Consider the following 22,462-nt stretch of genomic DNA (forward strand, 5'->3'; position numbering starts at 1 on the left):
CGGGCGACTTTGCGCCGGCCCGGTTTCCCATATCGTTGCACAAAGGCCGTCGCCGGGGTGAGTGACCTCGGTTCTGTTGCCTGACGGTGCAACTTGACCACTGCCAAAAAAGGTAAAAACAATGTTTGCCTATCTCGTGAAGCGAGTTTTTCAGGCGATAGCCGTGATGTTCGTCATCTCGCTGATTGCATTTGCCATTCAAGGCAATCTTGGCGACCCGCTGCGCGAGCTGGTTGGCCAGTCTGTCTCCGAAGAAGTCCGCCAGCAGCTACGCGACGAACTTGGCCTGAATGACAGCTTCATGGTTCAGTATCTGCGGTTTGCAGGCAATGCGCTGCAGGGTGATCTGGGGACTTCTTATTTCTTCAAGGAACCGGCGCTGGACGTGATCTTGAAGAAGTTGCCCGCAACGTTAGAGCTTGTTCTGGGTGCCACGGTCATCATCATCGGCCTGTCGGTGCCGCTTGGCGTATTTACCGCGATCAAACCCGATGCGTTTCTGAGCCGCATCATCATGGGTCTGTCGATCATCGGTATTTCGGTTCCGGTGTTCCTGACTGCCATTTTGATGATCTTCGTCTTCTCGGTCGAATATGGCTGGTTCCCATCCTTTGGGCGCGGCGATGTTGTGCAGGTCTGGGGCTATTGGGAAACCAACTTCGCAACCTTTGATGGTTGGATGCATATCATCCTGCCCTCCATTGCGCTTGCTTCGATCATGTTGCCCTTGTTTGTGCGCCTGATCCGAGCCGAAATGATGGAAGTATTGCAGTCCGAGTATGTGAAATACGCGGTCGCCAAGGGCATCAAGCCCCGCCGCATCTATTTCGTGCATGCGCTGAAAAATACACTTCTGCCGGTCATTACCGTTGGCGGTGTGCAGATCGGCACGATGGTGGCATACACCATCCTGACCGAGACCGTCTTTCAGTGGCCGGGCATGGGTTTCATGTTCCTAGAGGCCGTGAACCGGGTCGATACACCCCTGATCGTCGCCTACCTGATCGTTGTCGGCTTCATCTTCGTCGTGACCAACACAATCGTTGACCTGATCTACGGGTTGGTGAACCCGACTGTGAACCTTGCAAGGATGGGCGCATGAGCACCGAGACCCTTTCCCCCAGCACAGAACCGTCGCGCTGGTCAAAGATCCTGAATTCCAACTTGGGCTACAGTTTTCGGCGTAACCCGGTGGCGATGGTCAGCATGATCATTTTTCTGTTGATTGCCGGTGCTGCAATTCTGTCACCGCTAATCGCGCCATATGATCCTTACGACCCGGCGCAGATCGACATCATGAACTCGGAATATCCGCCGGTCTGGATAGACGGGGCGCTGCCTCAGTTTGTGTTCGGCACAGATGATCAGGGCCGCGACCTGTGGTCCACGATCTTGTATGGCACCCGCCTGTCGTTGCTTATCGGGGTTTGCGCCGTCGCGTTGCAGGCATTTCTGGGCATCTCGATCGGCTTGATCGCGGGCTATATCGGCGGGCGTCTCGACAATCTGTTGATGCGGATGGCTGATATCCAATTGTCATTTTCGACCCTGATGGTTGCCATAATCTTCTTGGCGGTCACACAGGCGATGTTCGGGTCCGAGATGTTCAACCGCTATGCGGTGTTCTTTCTTATCGCTGTGATTGGCGTGGCTGAGTGGCCGCAATATGCCCGCACGGTCCGTGCGACCGTTCTGGCCGAGAAAAAGAAGGAATACGTTGATAGCGCGCGCGTGCTGGGCTTTGGCCCCGGCCGGATCATGGTGCGGCATATCCTGCCCAATTCCTTGTCGCCGATCTTCGTCATCTCGACCGTTCAAGTGGCCAACGCGATCATCTCGGAAGCCTCGCTGAGCTTCCTTGGTCTGGGTATGCCGCCCAGCCAGCCGTCGCTTGGGTCTCTGATCTCGTCCGGGTTCGACTATATCTTTTCGGGCAGCTGGTGGATCACGGTGATCCCCGGTGTCGTTCTGGTCGTTCTGGTGCTGGTCATCAACTTGCTGGGCGACTGGATGCGCGATGTCCTGAACCCGAAACTCTATAAGGGGTAACGCGATGTCTTTGCTTTCCGTCCGAGACCTGACCGTGAAATTTGCTATGCGCGACGAAACCGTGACCGCTTTGAACGGTATTTCGTTCGATGTGGCGAAAGGTGAGCGTCTGGGCATTGTCGGCGAAAGTGGTGCAGGCAAATCCATCACCGGATTTTCGCTGATGAACCTGATCAGCCGCCCCGGTTACGTCGACCGCGGCGAGATTTTGCTGGACGGCGAAGACGTCGTGAAGATGAGCGACAAACGCCTGCGCGAACTGCGCGGTGATAAGATGTCGATGATCTTTCAGGATCCCATGGTGACGCTGAACCCGGTTTTGACAATCGGCCAACAGATGGTCGAAACCCTGTTGGCCCACCGCAAACTTAGCCGCGAAGAGGCGCGCCAGATTTCTATCGTCAAGCTGCGCGAGGTCTATATCCCATCGCCGGAAGAGCGGCTGGACCAATACCCTCATGAGCTTTCCGGCGGTATGCGCCAGCGGATCATCATCGCGATTGCGCTTCTGCTGGACCCGCAGTTGATCATCGCGGACGAACCAACAACCGCGCTGGACGTGACCATTCAGGCCGACATCATGGAGCTGCTCTTGGAGCTGTGTCAGTCCAACAAGGTCGGGCTAATTCTGATCACCCACGACCTTGGTGTCGTCAGCCAGATGACCGAGCGCACCTTGGTCATGTATGCTGGTCGCATCATCGAGGCGGGTCGCACACGTGAGATCATCAACGATCCGCAACACCCTTATACCCAAGGGCTGATCAATGCCCTGCCGCAACAAACCCTGCCGGGACACAAGTTGCGTCAAATTCCGGGCAACATGCCGTCACTCACCAATATTCCACCGGGATGCCCCTTCAATCCGCGTTGCGAGTTTGCAACCGATTTGTGTCGCACGCATATTCCCGAAATCGCCCGCTATGGCGATGTCGAAGTTGCCTGCCACGAAGTGGCACGCCTTCAGGCCGGTGGTGACCGACAGGAGCAAAGCGCATGAAAGATATGAATGTGCCGCCGTCGCCTTTGGTCGAAATCAACGCGCTGGAAAAGCAGTTTGATCTGGACCAGGGCTGGCTTGAAACGATCAAGTTTCGCAATGGGCGACTTGTGCGCGAGACCCGCGCGGTTCACGCGGTCAACAATGTTACTTTGGATGTCAACAAGGGCGAGGCGCTATGCGTCGTGGGTGAAAGCGGCTGCGGAAAATCGACCGTCGCACGTTTGGTTGCGGGTCTGTTGACCCCAACAAGCGGCGAAATCCATTATGATGGTCGTCGTATCGACGACTTGTCGCGTGCCGAAATGCAACCGTTGCGCAACAAGATCCAGATGATCTTTCAGAACCCCTATGCCTCTCTCAACCCGCGCATGACGATCTTGCAGGCGCTGGAAGAACCGGTGCGCCACCATAACCCCGCGTATTCCGCGGCTGAGGTGCGCGACAAAGTCACCGAGGTGATGATGTCTGTGGGCGTCGACCCCAGTTGGGCCAAGAGATACCCACATGAGTTTTCCGGTGGCCAGCGACAAAGGATCGCCGTCGCGCGTGCCCTGACAGTCGATCCCGAGTTTGTCATCGCGGACGAACCCATCAGTGCGCTTGACGTTTCGATCCAGGCGCAGGTTCTGAACCTGATGTTGGAAGCCAAGGAAAGCCGTGGCCTGACCTATCTGTTCATCACCCATGATCTGAGCGTGGTGGAGCATTTCGGAACCCGTGTGGCGGTTCTGTATCTGGGGTCGGTCTGTGAAGTCGCAGAGACTGCGACATTGTTTTCCAACCCGAAACACCCCTATACTCGGGCGTTGTTGTCCGCGGTGCCGCAGCTAAAGGATGACCGGCCGAACCATATCCGCCTGAAAGGCGAGATCCCGACGCCGATCAACTTGCCGCCAGGTTGCCCCTTTCAAAGCCGCTGTGCGTTTGCGAACAACAGGTGTAGTGCTGAAAAGCCGAAAACCGTTCAGCAGCCCGACGGAAGCGTCGTGGCGTGTCATGCCGTTGAAGAAGGGCGGCTTGAGGACGGGTAGTCGGCACCTGATATGGACCCGCGTCGTTGGACATCGTTTGGCTAAGAGATTTTGAAGCATTGGTCGCGTGCAAGAATTTTTCGCGCGCGGCAGAAGACCGCAATGTCAGCCAGCCTGCGTTTTCGCGGCGCATTCGCGCGCTGGAAAACGAAATCGGCGTTCGGCTGATCAACCGCGAAACGCTGCCTTTGACGATGACCCCGGCAGGCGAGGTCTTCGCCTCGCAAGCGCGCATTATGCTGCGCACTTACGAGGAAACGATCGAGCGTTGCCAGACCATTGATGCAGCCAGCGAAAATGTCATTCGTTTCGCGGCCTCGCAGTCGCTTTACATGACGCATTACAAGACCCTGATCGCGCCCCTGGCCAGTGAAAGCGGGATCGATACGGATCTGAATTCGACATCGTGGGCCGCTGACCAATTCGTGAGCGCCCTTCAGCAGTGCTATTGTGATGTGATCCTGACCTATTGGCATCCCTCGATGGAGTTCCTTGGGCCGTTGGAGGTTGCGAATTTCGAACACTTGACCCTGTCCGCGGATCGGTTCGTGCCAGTCTCGCGCACCCGCGCTGATGGTAGCCCCGAGTTCGTTTTCAAGCGTGGTGGCAAGGAGGCGATGCCGCTGTTGTCTTATGGCGCAGTTTCCGCGCTGCGCGCCGTGCAAGGGTTTGTGCTGGAGCAACTGATCAAACCCCAGAAAGTTCTGGTGGTGAACCAGAACGCGCTTGCCAACAGCGTGAAGGCCATGATTCTGGAGGGATTTGGCATCGGTTGGTTGCCGCTTACCCTATGCCGGCAAGAGCTTGAAGAGGGACGGTTGGCCATAGTTGATGAACGTTTGGCCACTGACCTTGAGGTCAGAATCTACCGCGATCCCAAGAACACCAAACCGACACTTGATGGTCTGTGGCGGCGGCTGCTTTTGCAACGGGCCACGCAGGTTAGTTAAAGCAGATATGAGCGCGCCTTCGCGTTCTGCGCAAGAGTGTTAACAAACGCTAGTGTGGCGTGCGCGCGCATCAGCACCCGTCAATACCCCTTCCTTAAAACCCTGACCAACCATGACCGCAGGCAAATCAGCGCTGCGCGGTTTGCAACATGTGAAAACGTCAGGAGCAAATGATGTCCAACCCCTTTGAAAACCGCTCTCTTTCCCTGCGCGGACCTGCGACCGACATGGCACCGGTCACACCATCAGATGCCGCCGATCTAAGCGATGTCGCTGTTGCACTTTATGTGGAAACCGGCGGGGCTGTCGCGTTCGTGACCGTGGCCGGAAACAGCCGCGTCGTGAATGTCGGCGACAACGCGATCCTGCCCGTCGGGGCCAGTCGTGTCCTTGCGACCGGCACGACAGCTACCGGCATCCACGCCTTTGTGCTCGTCTGATGATGGGGTTGGGATACGATATACCAGCGCTTGCCCTGCGCCGCACCCGGCGCGCGGGGCCGGCGCCATTTTCGCCGCTGTCCACCGCGCCGTCTGCGCTGTTTGATCCTGCGAATGCAGGAACGCTCTTTCAAGACCCAACCGGAGCGACCCCGGTCACGGCGGACGGCCAGCCATTGGGTTTGTGGCGTGATCTGTCCGCCAATGAAAATGACCTTTCACAATCCGTCAGCGCGGCGCGCCCGACCTATCGGACCGACGGAACATTTCATTGGTTGGAAACGGACGGAATCGACGACGGGTTGGCAACGCTGCCGGTCTTCAAGGTTGGCAATCCAGTGACGATGGTTGTCGGATATCAAATGCTGTCCACAGTCGGCACCGCGCGGGTGAACCTTGCCGAGATTAGCAAGACGAGCACGAACGGTATGTCCATCGGCGTGCGCCCAAACATTGATCGCCTGCAATACTACAGCCGCATGGCGCAGCATGGGGTTTCGGCAAGCAATGTGGTCTCGCCTTCGGTTTGGGGGGGGCACGACAAGCATGTCATTTCGGTGCAAGCCACGGCCGGGCACGTCGCAGCACGGTTGGACGGAGCACCGATCATTGACAAGGCGCAAAACCTGACAAGCCAAGAGATTGCGAACCAACCGTTGCGCGTTGGTTTGGGCGTGGTGACCGGCAGCATTCCGGGCGCGTTTCGGTTGTTTGGATTGCAGGTCTGGGCGTCTGAAAGCATCCAACCCGACGCCCAGACAATTGTGGCGCTGGAACAGTGGATGGCCAGCCGTATGGGAGTAAGCCTATGACCGTCAGGATCACGATTGCATGCCCGGAACGCTTTATCGCGGATGCCAACCAATTCGCGCTTTGCGTTGGCAACACGCGCGCGGATGCAAACACATTTTCCGCAGCGTTGTGGGAGGATGGAACGGGTGGTCGCTTTGCGCTTGCGTCGCTTCTGGCGGCCGAACATTTTGCCGTTGTCGCAACCTCTCCATTGACGCCACCCGCCCACGCACAGGATGCGGATATGCAGGCCGCAGGCAGAGCTCAGAAAATTCTCGAGGTATGGAGCCCCTTGTCACCCGGCGCCTTTCCCTCTCTGAGCGCTGACCGGATTTTGGCCATTGTGGGGCTTGAAGCTGGCCTGACAATTCCATTGCTCAAAGTCAGTCCGATCCCGATCGAAGAGTAAACGCTGCCCCTGTCCCGTTAATCGGGGCGGGGCGATCAGCAATTGCGGTATCGAAAAGCTTTGATTTACCTAAAACTCGTGATAACAACTTTAAGAAGAGGTGGGGTCCAAAATTTGCAACCATGAGGAAAGCTCATGTTCGATTTCGGCACGACCTCATCGCAAATGTCGCATCGTCCAGATGCGGCCCTGCGCGCTTCCCCAAGCGTTTCGGCGACATTTCTAGTCTGCAAGCGCTTGTTCGACATCTGCTTCTCTTTGCTGCTGCTTCCGATACTCGTTGCATTGGTCGTCATTTTGCTGTTGGCGAACCCTGCAATGAACACTGGCCCCTTGTTCTTTGTTCAGCGAAGGATGGGAAAGAATTGTGCGCCTTTCCAAGCGCTTAAGTTTCGCACCATGCGCCCCGGAGCCGTCCACCGGTCTGCGGATGATCCGCTTGAAGAAGAGCGGATTACGCCGCTGGGTGCGTTTCTGCGCCAATGCCGTCTTGATGAACTTCCCCAGATTCTGAACGTTCTGCGTGGTGAAATGAGTTTGATCGGTCCGCGACCAGACTGTTTCGATCACGCGGTGGTCTTTGTGCAGGATGTTCCCGGCTATCGGGACCGTCACAAGGTGTTGCCGGGTATCAGCGGATATGCCCAAACCGAAGTTGGCTATGCCGAGGGCATCGAGGCGACAATGCGCAAGGTGCAGGCGGATCTTTTCTATATCTCCAACCGATCCATTTTTTTCGAGGCATGGATTTTCTGGCGCACCGTGATCACAGTGGTCGGTCGTGCAGGACAATAGACCTATTTGCGCCCCGTGCTTCCCTCATAACAAAAAAGAAAAAGGCTCTATTGCATGAATACTCCTCGCGGTCTGTCCGGCTTGCACACACCTGTCAGCATGGAGCCTCGTGACGGCAAGTCCGACCTTGATCTGATCCAAGTCATTCAGGCTTTGTGGCGTGGTCGATTGGCGATCATTGCGTTTGGTGTCCTGTTTGCATTGGTCGGTGGCGTATATGGTTTTCGTGTGGCGCAACCGGAATATGCGGCGACCACGACATTGGTTTTGCAGGAACGAAACCAACCTGTCGTCGATCTGAACGCTGTAATGTCAAACTTGTCGACCGAGCTTTCAAGCCTGAATACAGAGCTGCACGTCATCCGGTCGCGCGGATTGGTTGAACAGCTGGTCGATACGCTTGGGCTGGTGAACGACCCTGAATTCAACCCAGAGATCAGCGCCTCGTCTGCCGTATCCACATCGAGCGCGAAGACCTGGCTGCGAAATACGTTGTCACTGGGTGCAGACGCGCCGGACAGTGGAGCATCTTCCGCAGTCCGCGATCAGGTCGTTCGGAATGTTCAGGAGGCAATTACGGCCCAAATTCAACGCAATACCTATTTGTTTGCGATTACCGTGACATCGCAGGATCGCGCCAAGGCCGCCGAAATGGCAAACACACTTGCGCGTCTTTATATCGACGAACAGGTGCATACAAAATTCGCCGCCGTCGAGGATGCCGTGCTTTGGCTGTCAGAACGCGTGAGCGCGCTTGAAGTAGAGTTGCGGGAGCGTGAGAACGCGGTTTCTGCCTTGCGCGCACGCACTGATCTTGCCTCCGTGGTCGCCTTGGAGGCCAAAAGCGTCCAGTTGAAAGACTCGCGAAACCGTCTGCTTTCTCTTGTGCAAAGAACCCAAGCGGCACAGACCCAGTTGGAGGCTTTGTCGACGCACCAAAAGACAGGTGACTTTGCTGCAATCGCCGATCTGTTCGGCGATTCCGCTCTGACCGCGCTGCTGGTCGAAGGCGCTGCTGAGGCAAACGAAGCGCGGTTGACGGCGCAGGTCGCCCTTATCGAAACCCGTGCACGCGCCACCTTGGAGCGGCTTGAACTTCAGAAATCAGCACTCGGCCGTTCGGTCGCAGAGCTTGAAGACGCCGTGGGGCGGCAGGCGGCGGATCTGGCAGAGCTTCAACAGCTGGAACGCGAGGCGCAGGCGACGAAGGTCTTGTATGAAACCTTCCTGACGCGTCTGAAAGAGGCAAGCGTGCAACGTGGCCTGCAGCAAGCAGACAGCCGCATCCTGTCGCAAGCGGTTCTGGGAACCCACGTCGCGCCGAAAAAGACCCTGATCCTGGTCTTGTCGTTGCTTGCGGGTCTTACGGTGGGCGGTGGTATGGTTTTGTCGCGGCAATTCCTGCATGCGGGCTACCGCACTGCTGATGAGCTTGAGGCCGCGACGGGAACGCCGGTGCTAGGGCAAATTCCCCTCATCCCGATTTCGGCACGTGGGGATCTGCTGTCATTTCTGTCCAGCCAGCCCACGGCGGCTGCAACCGAGGCGATCCGCAACCTGCGCACATCGCTTCTGATGTCGAATGTTGACGCGCCGCCGCAGGTGATCCTGTCGGCGTCATCGGTGCCGGGTGAAGGCAAGACCACGCAATCCATCGCGCTTGTGCACAATCTGGCGGGGCTTAACAAACGGGTGCTGCTGATCGAAGGGGATATTCGGCGCCGGACACTGATGCACTATATTCATGCCGATAGGTCGCGGGGGATCATTTCAGCACTCTCAGGCAATTGCACCCTTGCCGAGGCGGTCATTCATGACCCCTCGCTTCATGCGGATGTTTTGCTGGGCGAGGTGTCACGGTTGAACGCAGCGGATGTGTTTGCGTCGCAGCGGTTTGCTGAGCTGATGGCGCAGGCGCGCGCCTCTTATGATGTCATCGTGATCGACAGCCCACCTGTCTTGGTGGTGCCAGACGCGCGGGTGATCGCACGCCACGCAGATGCGGTGGTCTATACGGTCGCGTGGGACAAAACCAAACGGAGCCAAGTCGCCGAAGGGCTTCGCCAATTCGAGACCGTGAATATCCCGATCACGGGGCTGGTGTTGTCGCGGATCGATCCGCGTGGCATGGCGCGCTATGGCTATGCTGGGCGGCACGGTGCCTATTCGACCTTTGGGGACAGCTACTACGGGGCTCGTTAAACGCCCCCGCCGCTGTTTCCATTCACCCCTTTGTTCACCAAAATCGGGAAGGCTTGCTGGAAGGCACGCGACCACTTTGTGATCGGTTGTTCTTCGATGAAGATGATGTCGTTGGGCCGCATTTCCAGCCGGGTGGCCAGCGTGATGTTGATCACGTTCTCTGCGTTCAGGTGCCAGGCGGTCACCTGTCCCAGATCGCCATCTTTGCCCGCCCCGGCGCGCAGCACGTAGATTTGTGCCGGGTTGCCCGTGGTCGTATCAAATCCGCCGGCATCATACAGAACATCGGCCAGGCTGGCTTGCCGCCCATAGGGCAGGGCTACCCTGCCTTGGCGTGTCACCTCGCCCGTCAGATAGACGTGGTCGCGGGGTTCAGCATCCAGATCGCGACGGGCGCTGAAGGTCTCGCGGCGTTCTTCAAGCGCGGCGCGTTGGACGCTCATTTCGGTGTCCAGTTCCGTCAGCGCCTGCAAGCGGGCGCTCCGCTTCAGCCCGATCGCCTCGATTTGCTGGCGATAGAAGGCCATGGCGCGATCCAGATCAAAGCTCTTGTCCACGAAAATAGCGTCGCCGGGCATCAGCTTCAGGTGTCGCATTTCCGGGTTTGTGCGAAACGCGGACACCGGCATCTGATACAGCGTGCCGTCGCGGTAAAGGCGGATCGCCGTCAGGTCTGCGTCTTGCGCCGCAATCCCGCCTGCTTGTGCCAGTGCATCACCCAGCTCAAGCGGGTTCAGCTTGACAGGCACAAGCCCCGCGCGGCCAACCGCCCCACCGACGGCGACGTGCTGCGAGTTGAACTCGGCTATCTCAAGGCTGAAGGCGGGGTCAACATTGGTCGCAACAAGCGCTTGAAACAGCGCAGCCTCGGCGTCTGCCAGCGTCAGGCCTGCGATTTCGACCTGTCCGATGTCCGGGATCGAGATCGCGCCGTCATCGCGCACGGTGTAGCCCTGTCGTTGGTTCTGCGCCGACAAAAGCCCGCTCAGGCCTTCGATGGTTTTGGCGGTTCCTTTGGTTGCCAGCAAAACGACATCGCCGACCCCGATCCGATAGCGGTGCGGCTGCGACGCAGCGGGTAGGTTGGTGGGAATTGCCGCGCGCGATTGTGTCGGGCCATCCGGCATGTCAGGCAGCGCCCCGGCCCCGCGCAAACCGGATCCGGCAGCGACAGAATGAAACGCCGCGGGTAACTCGCGCGGTGAATAGGGTGCCTGATTGGCCTGCTTTATGGTGTTGGCCGTCAAGCCAACCACCTGCACATCCAGACCCGCTGCTTCGGTCTGAACCGAGGGGCTAAGATAGGTTACACCGCAGCCCGACAGCGTCAGGCTTGTGCCCAGCAACAGCGCCTTGATCAATCCTCGTTTGTGCATGGTCAACTCCTATGGTGCCACTGCCCCGGGGGGCGATGAGATGAGTTCAGTTGTCAGATACCCGCTTGGGTCGCTGACCCATTGGCGGGTGATCCATACGGTGCCGTCTGCAAGCCGCCAGAAGCTGTTCAGGATCGGGTCACTTGACGTGCCGCAGCGTTCATCTGTGCGCGTGGCCAATCGACCACGGATTTCGCGCAGCGCCTGCGTCGTGGCGCGGCAAGTCAGTGTGATGGTTTCAATCTGGTTCTCTGCGTTCAGAAAGCTCGCGCGTCGCTGATAGGGGTTGGTCTTCGCCTGCCACGGGGCCACGAAGTCGGCCGCCATCAGATCACCGCCAAGGCCGCGCGTGGCGACCAGAACGCCACCATGATACGACAGCGACACCTGATCCGGGCTTAGCCAAGTGCGCACACCGCGGTTCAACCCAATCGGCCTGAGAGTCGCCACCTGCCCGCCCTTCGAGGTTGAGACAAGGATCAACCCAGCCTTTTGTTGTGCAGGCGACATAGTGCCGATATGCGCCCGCGCCGCAGCCATGCTGGATGGTTTGGACTGCCCTAGGCATCCGGGCAAAAGCAACAAGGACAAAGTCAGCCAGCGGATCATTTCCAGAACCTCCCCCAGCCGAATTCCAAGCCGGCCAAGTGGGTGCCACGCACGGTTTCATACAGGCGCTCTGGCACGTCCAACCGCGCGCCGCCGTCGCGCGTGACGGGGCGGATCACGGTTTGATAGCTGTCCTGCCGGGGTTTGCCCGACACCCAAGCCAAGGGGATCGTGAACCGCAGCCCCTTGTCGAACGACCCCTCGCCGAAGTCGGTTGCACTGACATTGGTGAAGGTGGCAAAGCCTCCGATTTTCCAGCCATTGTGGAATTCACGATCAAGGGTCAGGGTCGCCCCCCAATCCCCGGCAAGATAGCGGCCCGCGTCAAGCTGTGCATGAAAGCCGTTGCCCATGTCCCAATACGCCGAGGCATGACCCGTGGTCACGCCATAGTCGCGCAGGCCAAAGCCCTGATCAAAGTCACGCTGAAAGACATGGTTCAGCTCGGCCCCAAGCGCGATGCGGCTGTCGATGGGTTTCCACAAAACCTCGGCCGAAATGCCGGCAAACATCGGTTCAAGATATCCCCCCGTGACCCGGCCATAGACCGAGCGCGAGGGCTGGAAAAAATAGGCAAGTGTCAGTTCGGTCAGCGCCGGGTCGCCCTCGCGTTCATAGATGTTGAAGTCTGATCGAACATGCGGCAGCGCCGACGTGGACGGACGCGTTGAGCTGTCAAGGTTGCCCAGAACCGGTTTGCGCAAGACCCCGGCCAGCACCAAACCGGGTGTAGGTTCGAAGCGCGCAAAAAGCTCGGCTCCGATATCGGCGCGCAAGGGGTCTTCGGGGTCAAACAGGCTGGTGGACAGATAGGGTTTCAGGCCCCAATGAAACTGCGGGTCTTGGTTTGCGTGGGTCGCGGTCAGGCGGGTGGCAGGTGCAATCTGCGCGCGCTGCCAGCTTTTGAGGCTGCCGTCCACATCATGCTCAAGCGCCTCGATATCGGTGCGCTTCAGGGTAACGGCGGCGCCCGTCAGACCCGATGTTATGGGCACCAAGGTCACCGTTTCGACCGCATGGGGCAATAGCCCGGTCAAGCGCCGCGCTGCGCGCCCGATTGCCTGTGCGTGATTTGGATATGTGGGGTTTTCAAACTCGACCCGGATGGTGCGTGCAGTAAGCGAAAGCGCATGCAAGCGCAGCCCTTCGTCCGCCAGCCCGGCGCGCACGCGGTGGCGTAACGTGTCGGCCCCGGTCTGTTCAACCGTCCAACCCAAGGCTTCGGCCGTCGCGGCTGAGCGGGGCGTGACCGGGGTTGGTGCGGGACCTGTGCCTGCCCAGGTTTGAGGCCGTCGCGGATTTAGCGCCAGCGTCAGCCCGACCCCGAATTCAGACCCGTAAAGATACCTTAGATCAAGGCTAAGGTTTTGGCTGACGCGATAGGTGGCGCCGAAATTGAAAGGGGAGCGGCGCGCAAACGCGGTGCCATCTTCATTGGGGTAGGCGTCGGATGAGTATTCGGCGGCAAAGCTAAGCTTGTCGCTGGCCTGCCATTCAACGCCCCCGAAAAAGGCTGCAGGGCCGCGAAACCAGGCGTTTGTGCTGACATTGCCGCCTTGGTCGCCACTTGCACGCCCGGGACGCGTATCGAATGTGTCAGACAGATGGGACAACGGGTTGCGAAAGCTGCCGACGCCGGCCAATCGGCCCCACCCTAACCCGCCCGTGACCCGCAACCGCGGGCTGACTGTCTTGGTCGCGACGACGTATTCCGAGGCATACATTCCCGTCCCCAGAAAGTCATTCAGACCAATCGCAAGAGCAGGCCAGACGCGGGCTTCATCACGGATCTGGTAGTGAAGTGAAAAGCTCCGATCAAATCGGTAGTCCACGACCTGAGAAGAAGGGTAAGGACGGATATTGTGCAGCGATGAATACCGAAAGCTTCCAGATAGGCGCGGCGAGATTTGGAAGGTCAATGTGTTGCGCGTCTGGTTGCGAAAATAGCTGCTGGTCAGGGCAAGTTCTGCATCGGGACGGTTCAGCGCTGACGGCATGTCGATCAGGCCCGGATAGCCGTAGCTGTTGTAGCCACCAAAGCCGGTTTGAACCTGCGCAAACACGCCCTCCGGCGCGGTGGTCAGCACCGCGCAGGCAAGTGCTATTTCGGGAAATCTTTTTCGGTCAGAGCGCATTGCAGATACATATCAAAATTGAAACAGTTTCCTAACAAAAAACCTAAGGTTGAGTGACATTTGTTGAAAAGAATTCGATATGGCCGGGCGCAATGAAGGCACCGCTGAGCAAGCCTGTGGCAAAGGCCCCCGTGTCAACGGCAATTCGCCCGGCGCGGTGATGGGCGGTTTCATGTGCGATATGACCGTGGGCGACCCAAATTCCATCCTTTCGTGGACTGCGCCTAAAGGATGGGTGCCCCCAGATCAGGTTGGCCTCTGATTGTGCCGCAAAGGGTCTGGACGGGTCAGCCCCTGCATGTGCGACGGCGACGTTTCCGGTTTGCCACAGGGCAGGGCGCGCGCGCAGCCAGTCGATCAGATCTGCCCCCATGCATCTTGCCAGCGTGTCACGCGTGAAACACAGGGCGTCGTCCGGGCTGGTCGGCGCGACCCAGCTGACGCCGAAGCTTGCAAGAGTTTGCAATCCACCGTGCTGTAGCCAGTGGCGACCGGACCCGACCGGATCGTCAAGAAAGGACAGCAGCATTTCTTCGTGATTGCCGCGCAAGCAGACCACTGGCTGAGATCCGCTGTCCGACCCGGACGCCAGCAAATTCAACGTCCGCGCGCTGTCTTCGCCGCGATCTATGTAGTCCCCGACGAAGACCGTGATCACGCCGGGGTAATGGCGGACGATATGATCCTCGATGCGTTCCAGCAGATCGGCACGCCCATGCACATCACCAACGACGCAGAACGGAACCTCCGGGGCAAGGGTCTGCACCGGAAACTGATCCGTGGACGCTATGGGGCGGCGCAGCAGCTTCATGCGCGTAATGCCTTTGCGGCAGGCCGCGATGGCCCGCCGGTTAGGTCCGAGATCGCGGACAGATAGGCCGCAACCACGAGCTTTTCATCATACTCCTGTTCCATCTTGCGCCGTCCTGCCACCCCCATTGCGGCGCGCTGCGGCTGCGGCAGGTCCAAATACTGCGCCATCGTTGCTGTGAGGGCGCTGGCGTCGCGCGGTGCACAAAGCAGGCCAGATCGCCCGTGATCCACCACGTGCCGACAACCCGGCACATCGGTTGCGATGACGGGCCGGGCCATTGCCGCGGCCTCTAGCAGCGTGCGCGGTGCGCCTTCCCGATAGGACGGTAAAACCACGCAGTCGGCCTGCGCGATATAGGGGCGGACATCCTTTGCGCTGCCCAGATGTTCGATAATTCCTTCGCTCTGCCATCGCGCCACGTCATCCGCGCCCAATGCGGATCGGTTGGCGGCATCGACGGGGCCAAGGATTTGAAAGCGCACATCGGTGCGGCGGGCGCGCAGTCTGCGCGCAGCCTCGACATACTCCATGACGCCCTTGTCACGCAGCAACCGTGACACCATCAGGAACGTCGCTGTGTCATTCTGGGCAAATGGGGTGGCTTGAAACGCCCTCAGGTCAATGCCCGATCCCGGCAGAATTCGCGCCTGTGCGGAGGTGGTCAGGCCGCGTGCCTGAAACAAGGCGCAGTCGTCCTGGTTCTGAAAGAACACGATCGGCAACCGCCGAAAGGCCCATTTATAGAGTGTTTCGACGATCAATTGCAGCCCACCGCCCGACAGGAAAGCGGTGCCAAGACCGGAAACATTCGGCAAGAACGGGATGGCGAGCCGCCCTGCTGCGACCGCTCCGAAAATGTTGTTTTTGACGGTGTAGCCAAGCACCACATCCGGTTGGATACGGGCAAAATGGTCTTGAAACGATTTCACCAGTCGCGCGTCTTGCCACGGGGACAAGCCTTGAACATCCATTTGCAGGTCAATCACTTCGCACCCGACAGACCTGAGCGCCGAGACGCTGTCGTCAACCGGTGCAAGAACGGTGACGCGCGCCCCTTGGGCCAGCAAGGCTTCGATCACCGGGCGGCGGAAATTCAGGGCATTCCATGCGGCGTTGACGGTCAGAATGATCTTCATGGGCGATCTTTCAAAAGGGGCTTTGATAGAGGTCGGGCAGGCCAGTCAGCCAAGTGTCATAGGGCAGATAGCAATAGTGAAAATGGCCGGAATAGATGCTCCAGACCGTTAGGACCAGAAGCAGCGCCAGATAGGGCAGAGCAGCCAGGACTGCGGATGATCGCCCGAGTGCCAGATAGGGAATGCGGGCAAAGACAACCGCTTGCAACGGCACGAGGTAATAGCCAAGCCGGTCGGCAATCACGGTCGAGACGAAGACAAGCGGCACCGTTGCAAGCATCATTACGGCACCCAGCGTGACAAGGCGCAGATCAGCGGGATACCGTGCCTGCCAGGGACCACGAAGAAGCGTCAGGAAAAGCACGGCCGACAGAAAAAGCATGCCGGCGCGGTAAATCGCACCCTGCGCGTCCACGCCGGTGTTCACATATCTGGCGACAGCCAACTGAGCGCTTTCCCCCGACGCCAGAAGCAACAGCCCCGGTCCGGCAAGAAGAAGGGCCGCCAAGATGCGCGCTTTGGGTCGGCCGTGTCCGACCAGTGGCACCAACAGCAAAAACGCTGCGGCGCTGGAATGAAACCCGGCAGCCAGCAGCGTCAAGACCGCATAATGCGCTGTGCGCCCCTTTTGGAAAGCGACGAAGGCGAAGCATAAAACGCCGATGGCTGCAGCCTGCCTGATGCCAGACATAGGCATGTTGATGATCAGAACGGGGAACAGAAGGATCAAAACGCCAAGCCTGTCGGGCTGGCGCCGCGCCAAAGCATGAACGCCTGCAAAAAACAGCGCTGCCGAGGCGACGTTCAGCCAAGGATAGCCTAGCCCGATCTTGCCAACCATCTGGACCAGCGCCCACCACAAAGGTTCGCGGCGCGCCAAGGCGTCACCAAGCTCCAGATCCAACTGGATCATGAAATGCCTGTGATAGCCGTTCCAGTCGCACCCAACATCCAGACGAAATGCGACAAAGATGAAAAGCGCGACCATGACGGCCGGATAGACCTGATCGCGCAATTTGGGTTGTTGCGCCAAGGCGAACCGAAGTGCCACGAGGGTCAGGAAGAGGGCGGTGTAGATCACGAAGCCGCTTCGCCCCCGGCCTGCCAGATGGCGGCCTTGCTGAAGGACAGATAGCCAAGCTGCACGAACACAAGCCAGCCAAGGCACCAAAGCGGGGCAGGTTCAGCGCTGATGAACGCAAGCAAGAACACCATGGGTGCGACGGTGAGATGCGCTTTCAGATGATATTGCAGAGCTTTTCGTTCTGGCAGGTTCAACCGCCCTTTGGCGTCCAGATAGGTCAAAAACCGCGGCAGACTGAACAGCATCAGCCCGGTGCAAAGGACCAGCAGAACCGCGGCCTGTCTGCCCTCAACCACCAGCGCAGGAAAGACCGGCAACGAAAACCGCAACAGCGAAAGCTGCAGAAAGCTGTAGAATTTCAGCTCGATCGACCGCAGCGTGTTATGGGCGACAAGCGTCACAACAAGCGTGCCAAGTGCGGCCCAGAACAGCGCAGATCCGACAACGCCCAGTAGGCTTGCGGCCACACCTATTGTGGCAAGCCGGACGCCAACGAACCCAACCAGAAACATCGGGCGAAGCGTCAGATCCACGCGCTGCCTGGGGGTCGGATCGTGGCGCAGCCCATAGCTGTCGTTGGCCAGATATCCCAGTTCATAGATGCTGATGAAGACCAGATACCCCAAAGCATAAGCACCCAGAGCCTGAGCCGCACCAAGCCCGCCAAGCAGGCTAGTCAGAAAAACGCCTGGCACCCAAGCGGTTAGAGCATTCACCACAAAATCCCGCGGCCAGTGATAGCGCGAGGTGAACGCATAGGCAAAAGGCAACCACAGCAGCAGGCGCGTGCGGTTAGTGGAAAATGATTTCGGCATCCCACTCCCTCATCCAGTTTTTGGGGTGGCCGGTGGCAACCAGAAGGGCTGGTTTAGCGATCGCGACCAGATCACCGTCGGATTTGTTGTCGGTGATGACAGCGAAGTGTTCGCGGTCCAGACGCACCTTCAGAAACCGCTCTAGCGCGGCACGCTTTCGTCCGGTCAGGTCGTCTTGCAGGCGCCCGGTCAAACGCCCTTTGTCATGGGCAAGGCGGGATGCAATGAAAGGCACATCAAGCGACTGCGCAATCGCAGCCACGACGGGCGAGATTGCGTTGGACACAAGCACAGGGGTCCAGCCGGCCTTGCGCATGGCCTGCATCCGCTCATGCGGTGGTTGAATGGCAAGCCCCGACAAGTGGTCTTCGACATAGCGCGTGGCGGATGCCTCCAGCGCGGTCAGCCGTTCACCACGCAGGCTGGCAAGGATAATGGCGCGATGCAGGTCCCAACCGGTCAGTTTGGCGAAGGCGACCAACCCGAAACGCAGCGCACTTTGCGGCGCCGAGATTGCCTCGAGCACAGATGAACGCCAGCGATTGGCGCAGCGCGCATGGTGAAAGATTACCAGCCCCGCAGTGGTGTTGGCGTCGTAAAGCGTGCCGCATACATCTACGGCCAGAACCTTGTCGTCGTCGGTCATGCGGCCTGCTTGCGTTGGGCGAAGCTTTGATAAACCCCATCATAGCGGTCACAAGCCGCATCCAGATCGAACCGCCCGGCAACGCGGTCGCGAATGGTGCTGCGGGAGGCAAAGCGGGCTGTCGCGATTTTCGTTGCCGCTGCTTGGAGGTCCGCATCCGACAAGCCGTCAAGCACCAGCCCAATCGCAGGGTCGGGCACGACCCGGTGAATGTCGCCAATGCCTGCATTGCTGATCACCGGCAATCCGCATGACAAATACTCGCCGACTTTGGTGGCAGAGGCCCCTAAGCTCGAGGGCTTGGTCACGCGAAAGGACAACCCCAGATCGGCCGCGTTCAGAAGCGAAGGCACGTCTTGGTGTGGCACTTGTCGACACAGGATTTCGTTGTCGCCCAAGGTGATGCCATGGCCGTTTGCGGCATCGATATGGTCCTTTGCGCGGTGATCGCCGATCAACAGCAGTTTGCTACGCACACCTTGCGCGCGCAGGGCGGCAGTCAGCCGATAGGTGGCGTCTATCCGGTAAAGCGGACCGGCCGACCCAAGATGGGCAAGCACCACGTCGTGAATGCCGAACCCGAGCTGCTTGCGCCAGCTTTGACGCAGCGCACGGTCGGGTGCGAAACGTGTCTGGTCAACGCTGCAGGGGATCACCTCGATCGGGCAGTTGTTGTAGGAGGCGCGCGCTGCCACCAGCTCACGGGCGTCTTCGGTCAAGGTGATGACCGCCGACGCCTTGGCAAGGGCTTGCGTTTCAAGCCTGCGGAAGTGGAGCGCATAGCTGCGCCCGACCGGGCCGCGCCAGATCCCACTTTCGCATCGTTCATCAACCCAGAAGCCACGCATATCAAAAACGAAGGGAACCGCACGGCGTTGGCTGACTTGCAACACGGCCCCCAACGGCATGTAGCTGCGACAGTGCAGGACATCGGGGCGGAATGCGGTGACAAGCCCATCCAGTCGCGACAACAGCAAGCTTGGCATCGCGAACCGCTCTAGCTTTCCCGCCAGCGAAGACCTGTGCCGCAGGATGGGGCTGTGAACAATCCCCGCACGCGCGAGTCTGGGTGCAATTTCGGTGCGATAAAGGTCCTGCTGATCCGGGCGTTCTACGGAAAGAACAGCGATCTTGTGGCCACGTGAGGACAGCGCTTCGAGATAGGGCAGCACTTGCGCCACGCCAATGTGGTCGGTCAGCCCGTTATTGGTGACGAAGATGGAACGCGTGTAGGTCATATGCGGGTCTCTCCGGTCAGCGGCTCTTTGGCAGGCGGCAGCAGCTTGCTGAACTGAGCGGCAGCCACTTCGGGGCGAAAATCGCGCGCGCGCCTGCGCGATTTCATCGGGTCGTGGGGTGCGTTCAGCACCGATGCGATCGCTTGGGCAAGCGCCTCTGGATCGGCCACGGGAACCAAGGTTCCGTAGCGACCGCGCGATAGAATTTCGGACGGGCCATTGGGGCAATCGGTGGACACCACTGGCAGGCCATGCGCCATCGCTTCAACCACTACGTTGGCGAAACCTTCCCATTGCGAGCTGAGCACAAACAGATCGGCCGAGCTGTAATAAGCACCGGGATCATCGCAGAATCCGTGCAATGACACGCGCCCGGTCAGGTCAAGGTCGGTCACAAGCGCTTCCAGTGCGGCGCGGTCCGCGCCTTCGCCCAGAATGACCAGCTCGCCGTCGATCCCACGATCCAGCATCACGCGAAAGCCGCGCAGGAGTGTCGGGAAATCCTTCTGCCAGCGCAAATTACCAACCGCGAGAACGCGGTGGCGCGCACCCGCCGGCCAAGTGGCCGTGCCGGCCTGGGCATAGGGCTGCTCGATCGGGTTGTGGATCACCTTGACCGACCCTTTCGGCAACAGGCCAAGATCTTCAAGGTCGCGCGCTGCACCCGCAGAAACCGAAACATTGGCCAAAGCCTTTGGATACGTCGCGCGAATGCTGGCACGCATGGCCATCAGATGGGCAACGCCCTTGGTCGCATATTGCTGGGACAGGGTGTTGTGATCCGTGGTGATAACCGGAACCCCGGTGCCGCGCGCCGCCCAGACCGCAAGGCTGTTCAGCGGCCACATCGCAGAGATCAGCGCGGTTGGGCTTTCCTGTTTCAACCAGTCGCGCAACGGTCGGACCACATTGCGCAGGCGCTGTGCCTTCAGGTCGATCACCCGCGCGCCGATTCTTTGCGCCTCGTCCAGAAAGGCGCCGTCCGCGTTGGCCAACACAAACAGCGGCGCATAGCCGGTCTGGGAAAGTTGCGTGGCCAAGGTCAGCATGACCCGCTCGGCCCCGCCGCCGCGCAGGTCGGGCAGCAGATAGGCAAGGGTTTGTTGATGCGTCGCGTGCAAGGATTGCAGGTTTTCATGGATCATGGGCTCACCCCGGCAAGTGCCTGAAAGCTGGAATTTCGTTCGATCAGATCGCGATAAGGGCCGCTTGCTACGATGCGACCTTCGTTCAGCATGATGATGCGGTCGCATGTTTCGACCGTGGACAGCCGATGGGCGATGATCAGGATTGTTTTGGTGCCTTGCAGGCCCTTGATCGCCTTCATGACATCGCGTTCCGTGATCGCGTCAAGCGCGCTGGTGGCTTCATCAAACACCAAAATATCAGGGTCGTGATACAACGCGCGGGCAATCCCGATCCGCTGGCGTTGACCGCCGGACAGGCGCAACCCGCCTTCGCCAACTTCGGTGGCATACCCGTCCGTCAGCCGCGTTTCGATGAATTGGTCAAGTTGTGCGCGCTGGGCACAGTCGCGCACGCGGGCCATGTCGATCTGGTCTGCTGGCGTGCCCAACGCGATGTTCTCGGCGATGCTCATATCGCCAAGAAAGATGCTTTGCGGCACATAACCGATCGAGGATTGCCAGGCTTTGACATTCGCGTCGGTGATCGGCACGCCATCGACGCAAATCTGCCCCGCGCTGGGCGTCAACAGGCCAAGCACAAGGTCGATCAACGTGGTCTTCCCTGCGCCCGTGCCACCCACTACCCCGATGGCACTGCCCGCCGGGATCGAAAGCGACAGTCCGTCAATGCCTTGCGTGCTGCCGTCATAGCAAAATCGGAGGTCTTGCAGTTCAAGCGCCTGGTGCAATGCAAGCCGGTTTTGCGCACGGGGAGGTGGGGCGATGTCAGGCAGCTCGGTCATATCGCGATAGAGAACGTCAACTGCCCCGGCGCCAAAGCGAAACTCGACCATTGCCCGATAGATTCCCTGCACCGAAGGGAGCATCCGATAGGCGGCGAAGGCAAAGACGCCAAGTTGCGGCAGAATGGCCGTCGCGCTGGAGCCTGCAGGAAGGGTCGACAGCAGCGCAACGCAGACCAGCAACATGCCACCAAAGCCGATCGCCTCGACCAGATATTTTGGCATCTGGCCAAGGACCAGATTTGCCGCTTGCATCCGCGACACTTCGATCGACGGCGCGCGAAAATGCCGGATATAGGCATCTTCCTTGCCAAGAATGCGAATATCCTTGATGCCGCCCAACGCCTCGCGCGCGATAGTATAGCGGGCCTGATCGGCGGCGATGCGACGCGAACTGTTGCGCGTCACCAGGCGGCGGATGGTCACAAAGATCGCGACATAGGCTGTTCCCAGAACCAAAACAGAGACGCCTGCAATAAACGGGTCCATCACCACAAGGAACGTCAGGATGGCAACCAGCGTCACAACCGAGGTCGCGAACCGCAACACCGGGGCGAGCGCAAACATTGTGGCCTGCTCGACCTCGGCCAGAATGTTCTTCGCCATTTCGCCAGTGTGGCGGCCAAGGAAGAACGCGTAGGGTTGACGCAGGTAGCGTTCGATCAAACGCGTGCCAAGGCTATGACGGCGCATCTGCACAAACCGTGTCATCGCGTATTCGCCTGCGCTGCGCACCAACGCACCAAGCATCAAGAAGGTGAAGGTCGCCAGTGCCAACGCCAGCAAAAAGCCGTGAGTTTCTGTGAAACCACCCCACTCATAAAGGGCTGAAAGGGTCGGGTTGGTTTGTATCAAGCTGGGGTCGGACAGGGTCAGGAAGAACGGAAAGACGGATGCGACGCCCACGACTTCGAACCCGGCCATCACCAGAACGAGGCCCAGAACCAACACGCCACGGCGTCGTTCACGCGGGGTCAGAAGTGCATGAAGTTTTCTGAGCGTTTCCAT

General features: G+C 59.2%; 21 protein-coding genes. 10 read left to right on the top strand and 11 right to left on the bottom strand.

What is annotated here, in order from left to right:
• Window positions 1-121 precede the first annotated feature (121 nt).
• From Q0864_RS06850 to Q0864_RS06895, 10 genes are all read left to right on the top strand, one after another.
• Window positions 122-1,102 (top strand): ABC transporter permease, encoded by a 981-nt coding sequence (locus tag Q0864_RS06850; RefSeq protein WP_298567126.1) that lies wholly within the window; start codon window positions 122-124, stop codon window positions 1,100-1,102.
• Window positions 1,099-2,049 carry an ABC transporter permease gene (locus Q0864_RS06855; RefSeq protein WP_298567128.1) on the top strand — a complete coding sequence of 317 codons (951 nt, stop codon included), beginning with the start codon at window positions 1,099-1,101 and terminating at the stop codon, window positions 2,047-2,049. The genes Q0864_RS06850 and Q0864_RS06855 overlap by 4 nt, the downstream gene beginning before the upstream one ends.
• A gap of 4 nt (window positions 2,050-2,053) precedes the next feature.
• Entirely contained in the window at window positions 2,054-3,049 is a 996-nt protein-coding gene (locus tag Q0864_RS06860; protein ID WP_298567132.1) for an ABC transporter ATP-binding protein, read from the top strand.
• A complete protein-coding gene (locus tag Q0864_RS06865) occupies window positions 3,046-4,083 on the top strand; it encodes an oligopeptide/dipeptide ABC transporter ATP-binding protein (protein ID WP_298567134.1) in 1,038 nt (345 codons plus the stop codon). The genes Q0864_RS06860 and Q0864_RS06865 overlap by 4 nt, the downstream gene beginning before the upstream one ends.
• A 26-nt stretch (window positions 4,084-4,109) precedes the next feature.
• Window positions 4,110-5,033, top strand: coding sequence for a LysR family transcriptional regulator (locus tag Q0864_RS06870; protein WP_298567136.1), 924 nt, complete (start codon window positions 4,110-4,112; stop codon window positions 5,031-5,033).
• Window positions 5,034-5,206: 173 nt separating this feature from the next.
• The gene (locus Q0864_RS06875; protein ID WP_298567139.1) at window positions 5,207-5,473 is read left to right on the top strand and encodes a hypothetical protein; all 267 of its coding nucleotides are present in this window, start codon (window positions 5,207-5,209) and stop codon (window positions 5,471-5,473) included.
• Window positions 5,473-6,285: a hypothetical protein gene (locus tag Q0864_RS06880; protein ID WP_298567142.1), complete on the top strand. Its 813-nt coding sequence runs from the start codon at window positions 5,473-5,475 to the stop codon at window positions 6,283-6,285. Before Q0864_RS06875 ends, Q0864_RS06880 begins: the two co-directional genes overlap by 1 nt.
• Window positions 6,282-6,674, top strand: coding sequence for a hypothetical protein (locus tag Q0864_RS06885; RefSeq protein WP_298567145.1), 393 nt, complete (start codon window positions 6,282-6,284; stop codon window positions 6,672-6,674). Before Q0864_RS06880 ends, Q0864_RS06885 begins: the two co-directional genes overlap by 4 nt.
• A 165-nt stretch (window positions 6,675-6,839) precedes the next feature.
• A complete protein-coding gene (locus tag Q0864_RS06890) occupies window positions 6,840-7,469 on the top strand; it encodes a sugar transferase (protein ID WP_298567576.1) in 630 nt (209 codons plus the stop codon).
• Between the two features lie 54 nt (window positions 7,470-7,523).
• Window positions 7,524-9,671 carry a Wzz/FepE/Etk N-terminal domain-containing protein gene (locus Q0864_RS06895; RefSeq protein WP_298567148.1) on the top strand — a complete coding sequence of 716 codons (2,148 nt, stop codon included), beginning with the start codon at window positions 7,524-7,526 and terminating at the stop codon, window positions 9,669-9,671.
• On the opposite strand, the gene Q0864_RS06900 is transcribed toward Q0864_RS06895, so the two are convergent.
• The 11 genes from Q0864_RS06900 to Q0864_RS06950 are packed head-to-tail and all read right to left on the bottom strand — an operon-like array spanning window position 9,668 to window position 22,462.
• The gene (locus Q0864_RS06900; RefSeq protein WP_298567151.1) at window positions 9,668-11,047 is read right to left on the bottom strand and encodes a polysaccharide biosynthesis/export family protein; all 1,380 of its coding nucleotides are present in this window, start codon (window positions 11,045-11,047) and stop codon (window positions 9,668-9,670) included. The genes Q0864_RS06895 and Q0864_RS06900 overlap by 4 nt on opposite strands.
• Before the next feature lie 9 nt (window positions 11,048-11,056).
• On the bottom strand, window positions 11,057-11,656 hold the full coding sequence (locus Q0864_RS06905) for a YjbF family lipoprotein (protein WP_298567153.1): 600 nt from the start codon (window positions 11,654-11,656) through the stop codon (window positions 11,057-11,059).
• A complete protein-coding gene (locus tag Q0864_RS06910) occupies window positions 11,653-13,791 on the bottom strand; it encodes a YjbH domain-containing protein (RefSeq protein ID WP_298567157.1) in 2,139 nt (712 codons plus the stop codon). The genes Q0864_RS06905 and Q0864_RS06910 overlap by 4 nt, the downstream gene beginning before the upstream one ends.
• A 43-nt stretch (window positions 13,792-13,834) precedes the next feature.
• Window positions 13,835-14,602 carry a metallophosphoesterase gene (locus Q0864_RS06915; RefSeq protein WP_298567161.1) on the bottom strand — a complete coding sequence of 256 codons (768 nt, stop codon included), beginning with the start codon at window positions 14,600-14,602 and terminating at the stop codon, window positions 13,835-13,837.
• Window positions 14,599-15,741, bottom strand: a complete 1,143-nt coding sequence (locus Q0864_RS06920) for a glycosyltransferase family 4 protein (RefSeq protein ID WP_298567164.1) — start codon at window positions 15,739-15,741, stop codon at window positions 14,599-14,601. The genes Q0864_RS06915 and Q0864_RS06920 overlap by 4 nt, the downstream gene beginning before the upstream one ends.
• 10 nt (window positions 15,742-15,751) lie before the next feature.
• On the bottom strand, window positions 15,752-16,822 hold the full coding sequence (locus tag Q0864_RS06925) for an EpsG family protein (protein WP_298567167.1): 1,071 nt from the start codon (window positions 16,820-16,822) through the stop codon (window positions 15,752-15,754).
• A complete protein-coding gene (locus Q0864_RS06930; RefSeq protein ID WP_298567170.1) occupies window positions 16,819-17,640 on the bottom strand; it encodes a hypothetical protein in 822 nt (273 codons plus the stop codon). Before Q0864_RS06930 ends, Q0864_RS06925 begins: the two co-directional genes overlap by 4 nt.
• Window positions 17,618-18,286: a haloacid dehalogenase-like hydrolase gene (locus tag Q0864_RS06935; RefSeq protein ID WP_298567173.1), complete on the bottom strand. Its 669-nt coding sequence runs from the start codon at window positions 18,284-18,286 to the stop codon at window positions 17,618-17,620. The genes Q0864_RS06930 and Q0864_RS06935 overlap by 23 nt, the downstream gene beginning before the upstream one ends.
• On the bottom strand, window positions 18,283-19,524 hold the full coding sequence (locus Q0864_RS06940; RefSeq protein ID WP_298567176.1) for a glycosyltransferase: 1,242 nt from the start codon (window positions 19,522-19,524) through the stop codon (window positions 18,283-18,285). Before Q0864_RS06940 ends, Q0864_RS06935 begins: the two co-directional genes overlap by 4 nt.
• Window positions 19,521-20,669, bottom strand: a complete 1,149-nt coding sequence (locus Q0864_RS06945; RefSeq protein WP_298567178.1) for a glycosyltransferase — start codon at window positions 20,667-20,669, stop codon at window positions 19,521-19,523. The genes Q0864_RS06940 and Q0864_RS06945 overlap by 4 nt, the downstream gene beginning before the upstream one ends.
• Window positions 20,666-22,462, bottom strand: coding sequence for an ABC transporter ATP-binding protein (locus Q0864_RS06950; protein ID WP_298567181.1), 1,797 nt, complete (start codon window positions 22,460-22,462; stop codon window positions 20,666-20,668). Before Q0864_RS06950 ends, Q0864_RS06945 begins: the two co-directional genes overlap by 4 nt.

This window comes from uncultured Aliiroseovarius sp., assembly GCF_947497285.1.
GTDB lineage: Bacteria > Pseudomonadota > Alphaproteobacteria > Rhodobacterales > Rhodobacteraceae > Aliiroseovarius.